This window comes from Candidatus Alcyoniella australis (assembly GCA_030765605.1).
GTDB lineage: Bacteria > Lernaellota > Lernaellaia > JAVCCG01 > Alcyoniellaceae > Alcyoniella > Alcyoniella australis.
Window position 1 is genome coordinate 73,526 of sequence record JAVCCG010000048.1, and the last position, 7,039, is coordinate 80,564.

The following is a 7,039-nucleotide window of genomic DNA, read 5'->3' on the forward strand; positions in this document are numbered from 1 at the left end:
AGCTGCAAGTGGCCAACATTCTGATCGTCGAAGACAACGAGACCATGCGCGAGGGCATGGAGAAGGTCATCACCAAGATGGGGCACCACGTGGTCGGGGCCAGCTCCGGAGCCGAGGGGCTCGAGCGCTTCGACGAGGAGACCTTCGACTTCGTGCTGACCGACCTGAAGATGGAACCGATCGACGGAATGGAGGTTCTCACCCGGATCCGCGAGAAAGCGCCGGAGCAACTGGTGATGATCCTTACCGCCTACGGTTCGATCGAGACCGCGGTCGAGTCGATGCGCAAGGGGGCGTTTGACTTCATCACCAAGCCGTTCAGCCAGGACTACCTGCGGATGAAGGTCAACCAGGCGCTGGAGATGGTCCAGCTCAGCCGGGACCGACAGCGGTTGACCCAGACCACCGAATACTTCCGCGAGGAGGAGCGCCGCGAGTACAACTTCGAGGAGATCGTCGGCGACTCTTCGAAGATGGAGGAGATCTTCTCCACGATCCGCAAGGTGGCCGGCGGAGGCAGCACGGTCTTCATCTACGGTGAATCCGGCACCGGCAAGGAACTGATCGCGCGGGCGATCCACTACCATTCCGACCGCGCCGAGGGCCCGTTTATCAAGCTCAGCTGCTCGGCCCTGGCCGAGGGCGTGCTCGAGTCCGAGCTGTTCGGCCACGAGAAAGGCTCGTTCACCGGCGCGGTGCGGCGCAAACTGGGACGCTTCGAGCTGGCGCACAAGGGCACGCTGTTTCTCGACGAGATCGGCGACATCAGCCCGCTGATTCAGCTCAAGCTGTTGCGGGTGCTGCAGGAGCGCGAGTTCGAGCGCGTCGGCGGAACCCAGCCGATCAAAATCGACGTGCGGGTAATCACCGCCACCAACAAGGACCTGCTCGAGGAAATCCGCAAGAACAACTTCCGCGAGGATCTCTACTATCGACTGCACATCGTACCGATCAAGGTTCCACCGCTGCGCGAACGCAAGGAGGACATCCCGCCGCTGGTCGAGCACTTCATCACCAAGCTTGGCAAACGCACCAATAAGAAGGTGCGGATGATCGACGAAGAGGCGATGAACGTCCTGATGGAGTATTACTGGCCGGGCAACATCCGCGAGCTGGAAAACATCATCGAGCAGTCGATGGTGCTCACCGACGGCGAGGTGATCCGCGCCTCGGACCTGCCGATGTTCATGGCCATCGACCGACCGCGCGGCGACCTGGAATCCCAGCTGGGCACTCGGCCGCTGCCCGAGATCGTCGACGAGATCGAGCGCGATCTGATCAAGGCCGCCTACGGGCGCGCCAACGGGGTCAAGACCGAGACGGCCAAACTGCTGGGCATCAAGACCAGCGCGCTGTACTACAAGCTCGAGAAGTACGGTCTGATCCAGGAGAAGGGGGAGACCTGACGCGCGGCCGCGTTCTTCCGGCGTTGATCGCCCTGTTGCTGCTGTTGGCGGCCCTGCCGGGAAGCGTGCGCGCTCAGAGTACGCGGATCGACGAACTGCAGGACAAGATCCAACGCATCCAGATACGTATCAGCGACCTTGAACGCGACCGGCAACGCAAGCTGCAGGAAAACGAGGATCTGGGACGGCGCATCGAACAACTCAAGCTGCGGCTTGAGCAGGATTCGGGCTTTTTCAACAAACAGCGGCTGGACGAGCTGCTCAACCGGCAGCGCCGACTCAGCCGCGAGCTCTCGACCGTCGAGAGCCGGCTGGCAGCCTACGACTCGGACCTGCAACGAACGCGCGACGCACTGCGCAAGGAATACACCATCGAGCTCAACCGTCTGGCCGAACAGATCGACGCCGAGCAAGACCGCGGCCGACGCGCCGAGCAGCTGGCCTCCTACTTCGATCTGCGCCAGGCCAAGTCGCGGGTTCCGGCCTCGAGCCACAGCACCGAAATCGATCCGCAGGTGCCGATCCAGCTGACCATCGATCCGCTGGACAGCGTCGATGACCTGCTGGAGAAGGCCGCGATTCTGCGCGACACCCGGCGCCGCGTGCGCGCGCGCATCAGACAGGTCGAGCGGCTGATCGCCGAGCTCGAGCAGGACCGCCAGATGGACCTCGAGATGTGGGAAACCATCGAGCGCGAACGATTCTTTGAGGACGGCGGAGTGATCCAAACTTTCGGCCAACGCTCTCCGCCCAAACTCGAGCAGTACGACCAACAGATCGAAGCGCTCAAATCCGAGCTGCCCCGGCTTAAATCGATTGCCGACGAGCTGGCGCGCAGGGCTGAACAATTCGAGATCGAGGCCGCCAACCGGCGGAAAGGGGGGAACGTCCAATGAGGGCGCGAAACGGCCCGATGGCGATGATTGCGGCCGCGCTGCTATCAGCCCTGTTGCTCGGATTGGCAACGCTGCCCGCTGCGGCCGAGACGAACATCGCTCACAGCGCTACGCTGTCTTTGGAATACGACGACAATGTGCTGCGCACGCCGTCGAACCCGGACCAGGACTTCCTGCTCAGGCTGCTCTACTCCTTTGACCTGCTCTACCTGCCGCGCGACGCGCACCGGCTGGAACTGCGCTATTTGATCGGGGGGAAAAAGTACATCGATCTCGAGCGCGAGGACACGCTAGTCAACAGTCTGTTCCTGGGCTACGTCAACAGCTCGTTCAACCTCACCGATATCGGGGTCTCGGCCAACTTCAAGCTGCACAACCTGCGCGGCAGCCGAAGCAGCTACGACAAGCTGCTGCTCGACGCGTTCTACCAACGGGGCCTGCCCGCGGACTTCACGATCAAGGCCGCCGTGGGCTTCGACCGTTTCGATTACATTGAGCTCGATTACTTCGACTACTGGGTCCACCGCTACAACGGCTCGTTCAGCCGTAACTTCTCGCGCCACGTGCAGGCCGGGCTGGACTACGTGTTCAGCCAGAAGCGTTACGCCTTCGGCGCGTTCCGCCGCGTGGGCCAGGGCGGCGGAGACGTGATCCTGGTACAACGCAACACGCGCCGCGTGGACGACCGCCACGAGCCGCAAGTCTGGCTCGATCTGCGCTGGCGGATCCGGGCCCACCTGGGATACGCGTTGCGCATCAAGGATTCGAACAGCTACGGCGAGAGCTACACCAGTCACGTGCTCTCCACCGCTTTCTCGATGCCGGTGATCGACCGCCTATCGCTGCATTGGCTGGGGATCTTCCAATGGCGCGACAGCCACGAGGAAGTGACCCTGCCGCATTCGGGAGGCGTGGAAGACGAGGAGGAACACCTCAACGCGGTGGCCCTGCGCGCCACGATCCACGCGCACAAAATCCTCGACATCGAGACCCGCTTCAGCCGCTACTGGAGCAACGAGCCCGACGACAACTTCCGTTTTGTTAAAGACGTTGTCTCCGTAGGCTTCCAGTTCAGCTTTTGAGTCGACGTTGATACCGGACCACGAAAAGTTGATGCTGAACATCAGAAATTTGAGCATAACAGTCGATAAAACGTATATAATTTGCTCGACAAGAGGGATAGAGGCTGTTTTTCTTCCGGCACGGGTTTTGCCTCTATATTCCAGCGGAGATTGTTGAACCATGAGCGTTATGAATCGCAACATAGCATCAACCCTGCTGCTTCTGCTGATGATCGGCGTGCTGCTCAACGTCGCGTGCATGGACCAGATCGGGCTGGAGAACGACGACCTGGAACCGCCGCCCAAGACCATGACCGGCCATGCGTATTTAAACGACAGCGACAACCACGGAACAATCAAGGTCGAGTTGGGCGACGCGGGCTTCAGCCTGCTGACCGATATCCAGGGCGCCTACACACTGCCGGCCGAGATGGGCGATGGGCAGTGGACGCTGACCGCGCGCTATCCGTATTACGCCGACGCCTTGCAGACGATCGAGATCATCGACGGCTACCCCGAGGAGCCGCTGCAGGACATGCTGCTGACCAAACAGATCGAACTCGAGGTGCTGACCGATCGGACGAGCTACGGCAAACACGACGAGGTGCTGATCACGCTTAACGTGACCAACGTCTCGGATCAGGAACTGGTATTAGGCTCCGACACGTCTCCGGCCACGGCCTACGCCGTGCGCATCGCCGACCAGATCGCCTACGGCGGGCTGTTCCCCGGCACCGGCAACGAGCCGACATCGATCACCCTTGAAGCCGGTGAGACGCAGAGCTTTGAGATGAGCTGGCAGATCGACGAGTTCAACCTCACCGGGTCTGATACGCAGATCGAAATATTCGCCGTCTATTGCACGAGCACGACCCACCCGCAATACTTCGACCCACAGGCCCTCGAGGAACTCAACCAGTCGCTGTACTCACGGCTGACGCCGACGACGATCAGGATCGTCTACGACAACGTTCCCATACAGTGACCCCGCGCCGCAGCAGCGGCCTGATTAATATTCCAGCCAGTATTTGCGATAGGGCTCGTCAAAGTCGAGTTCCAGGCGCTGGCCGTCGAACTCGATTCGTGTGGGGTTGGTGTCGAACTCGTGCGAGGAATATTTATTGTCCCAGCGCTTGAACGGCCCGAGGTCTATCGGATTTCCCTCGACCAGCATCGGCCCGTCCCAGCTCACGTTGACCTCGCCGATTGAGGGCGACTCGTAGAACACGGTCCAGGCCCCAACGCTCAGCGGGGCCGCGGCGATCTGTTCGACGAACGAATCGAAGTCGCCGTTATCGTCCGCGCAGCCCAGCTCGCAGATCCAGACGTTGCTCTTGCCATCGGCCCGCAGCTCAAAGGGCGGCTCGCCCTCGTTGTCGACCCACTGCGTGGGATTTTGCGAATACAGCGCCACGTACGACCCGCCCTTGCGGCCGAAGGTCCAGCCGGCTTGCTGCACGACCTGGTCAAAGCCGGCCACCGGGAAAAAGGCGTGGGTGTAATCGGTGAAGAACAGATCGTCGGCCAGCGGTATCGAGCGCCTGTAGTACTGCAGCACAGCCACATTGCGGTGGATCGTGGCCCGCGGGAACCAGCCGCCGGTCCATTCGCCGGCCATGTAATCGCCGGCCATGCCGCCGGGATAGCTGGTGAAGACCCGCGCGTCGAAGTCGATGGTCGCCTGCCAGATGTGCGCCTGCGCGCCCCACATCCCCTTTTTAAAATCCTGGGCGCCCGAGAGCTGATAGTACGGCGTGCGGAAGGTGTAGGTGTTGATCGTCTCCAGGGCCGGGCCGCGGGTCAGATCGTCGAAGATCTCGGCGACCACGGGCAGCAGCGGGCTGCCGACCAGCAGACGCAGGAACGAGATGTCGGACCACAGCCAGCCGTCCCACATATCGAAGTCCTCGACCAGCTGCAACGTGCCCATCATCACGTGGTGCTCGGCGTAGGCGCCCATACCCCACCAGAACATCACGTCCTCGTGATCGGTGTAGCCGATGCCGTAGTCCGGCCCGTCGATCACATCGATCCCGTCCCGCTCGCGCGCCTCGTGGTTCAGCCGCGCGTCGGCCGCGAGTGGTTCAAGCAGCGCCGGGGGCCAGTAGTCGGTGCTGGTGGCCAGGGCCACGGCGGCGAAGTTGCCGTCGCTTTGATAGTCGGCCAGCCCGAGCATCACGTAGGCCGCCTCGTTGGTGCTGTCGCGGCTGCCCTCGATCAGCTTGTTCTGGTAGGTGCGGCCGTGGGTCGTGGCGTAGAGATTGCGGTAGTAGTTATTGGCGAAGTCGAACGCCAGCAGATCAAGCAGCATCGAGGCGCGCAGAGCGATCTGCTCGTCCTGGGCAAAGTCCACCAGGTTGACCAGCGCCGGGATGTCCTCGTTGAAATAGACGTTGGAGTGCCACTCGACAAAGCCGATCCTGCCGCGCAGCTCCAGCCAGCGTTGCAGCAGGGGCAGGGCGTGTGCCACGTGGTCGGCCCCGGTCATGCCCGAGTTGGGAAAGACCTCGTCGTAGAACAGCTGCCCGGCGAGCAGCTCGGCCGTGTGATAGAGGATCTGATGGTTCTCCGACCACCAACAGACGTCGTCGTCTCCGGGCTCGTCGAGCCAGTACTTGAAGTTGAGCACGGTCTGCTCAAGCTGGGAGCACGTCTCATCGCTGAGGGTCGGGTGGTCGCGGAACAGGTAGAGCATTCGCAGAATCGAATTCAGGTCGAAGTCGGAACAGTCCAGACGCTCGTCGATCTTCTGGCAGGAATTGTCGATCGCCTGCTCGTCGAGGGTCTGAGCGTCCATTGCCAGGCGGCAGACCTGACCGTGAATCCCGCCTTCGCCCGGGCCGTTGCCCGCCGAACAGTAGGCCAGGTACTCGGCCTGACGCTCCAGATAGCCCGCGGTGGGCTCGATCGGATCGCCCGGGTCCGTCTGGTCGTCGTCGTTATCGTCGTCATCATCGTCATCGTCCGTGACGTCGTCGTCGTCGTCGTCGTCAGACGTGCATCCCGCGGCCATGGCCAAAGACAGCGCGGTCAGCGCGACGATCAGCAACCACAAGATCAGGCGTCTATTGTTCATCGCCTAATCCCTGTTTCCTCAACCGCCGCAGCACGCTTTGTCGTCATCGTCGTCGGACGAATCGTACCCGCCCGATCCGCCCTCGTCGTCGCCGTCGCGCTCGGGGATGTCATCGTCGTCCGGCGCCATATCGTCGTCATCGTCGTCGTCGGCATTGGGATTGCCCGGCGGCACGAAGCCGTAGTAGCGCCCAATCCAGTAGGGCGTGATGTAGTCGATGCCGGCGTAGGTCTGGCGCAGGTTATCGCTGCCGCCGCAAGAGATCTCCCAGGAGTTGCGCTGCCAGACGTAGTCCGTGGGGCAGCGGTTCTCGATCTGGCGCCCCTCGGCGCAGTTCGATTTGAAGTCCAGAACCTCTTCCAGTCCCAGAGCCTCGCTCAGCTGCTTGAGTATTTCGCCAATCGGGTCGAGCTCGCACTCGGGCATCGGAGGAATGATGCGCAGTTTGGGCCCATCGGGGAACTTCTCGAGCTGGCGCAGGTCGTCCTCGATCGTCCACTGGTAATCGCGCGCCGCCTGGCCGAAGTTGGCCAAATAGATGTAGTCGTACCAGACGTTGTGCGCTTTGTGGACCGTGGGGCGGACGTTTTCGTCAAAGAC

6 protein-coding genes are annotated in these 7,039 nt (G+C 61.8%); 4 read left to right on the forward strand and 2 right to left on the reverse strand.

The genetic code is table 11. The annotated features are described in order from the left end of the window. Positions 1 to 8: 8 nt before the first annotated feature. The 4 genes from P9M14_05575 (at position 9) to P9M14_05590 (ending at position 4,348) form a co-directional block, all read left to right on the forward strand. The gene (locus P9M14_05575) at positions 9 to 1,406 is read left to right on the forward strand and encodes a sigma-54 dependent transcriptional regulator (protein ID MDP8255199.1); all 1,398 of its coding nucleotides are present in this window, start codon (positions 9 to 11) and stop codon (positions 1,404 to 1,406) included. A 23-nt stretch (positions 1,407 to 1,429) separates the two neighbouring features. Further along, complete coding sequence (locus P9M14_05580; protein ID MDP8255200.1) at positions 1,430 to 2,302, forward strand: hypothetical protein; 873 nt, start codon at positions 1,430 to 1,432, stop codon at positions 2,300 to 2,302. Further along, the gene (locus tag P9M14_05585) at positions 2,299 to 3,384 is read left to right on the forward strand and encodes a hypothetical protein (protein MDP8255201.1); all 1,086 of its coding nucleotides are present in this window, start codon (positions 2,299 to 2,301) and stop codon (positions 3,382 to 3,384) included. The genes P9M14_05580 and P9M14_05585 overlap by 4 nt, the downstream gene beginning before the upstream one ends. Positions 3,385 to 3,544: 160 nt before the next feature. Then, positions 3,545 to 4,348 (forward strand): hypothetical protein, encoded by an 804-nt coding sequence (locus P9M14_05590; GenBank protein MDP8255202.1) that lies wholly within the window; start codon positions 3,545 to 3,547, stop codon positions 4,346 to 4,348. A gap of 24 nt (positions 4,349 to 4,372) precedes the next feature. On the opposite strand, the gene P9M14_05595 is transcribed toward P9M14_05590, so the two are convergent. Further along, positions 4,373 to 6,439: a hypothetical protein gene (locus P9M14_05595; GenBank protein ID MDP8255203.1), complete on the reverse strand. Its 2,067-nt coding sequence runs from the start codon at positions 6,437 to 6,439 to the stop codon at positions 4,373 to 4,375. 18 nt (positions 6,440 to 6,457) lie between these two features. Next, a partial coding sequence (locus tag P9M14_05600) for a hypothetical protein (GenBank protein MDP8255204.1) occupies positions 6,458 to 7,039 on the reverse strand: 582 nt, incomplete at its 5' end.

Bases quoted from the DNA above. Each gene is read 5' to 3' on its own strand.
- P9M14_05585 (MDP8255201.1), top strand. From the start codon at position 2,299: ATGAGGGCGCGAAACGGCCCGATGGCGATGATTGCGGCCGCGCTGCTA.
- P9M14_05590 (MDP8255202.1), top strand. From the start codon at position 3,545: ATGAGCGTTATGAATCGCAACATAGCATCAACCCTGCTGCTTCTGCTG.
- P9M14_05595 (MDP8255203.1), bottom strand. From the start codon at position 6,439: ATGAACAATAGACGCCTGATCTTGTGGTTGCTGATCGTCGCGCTGACC.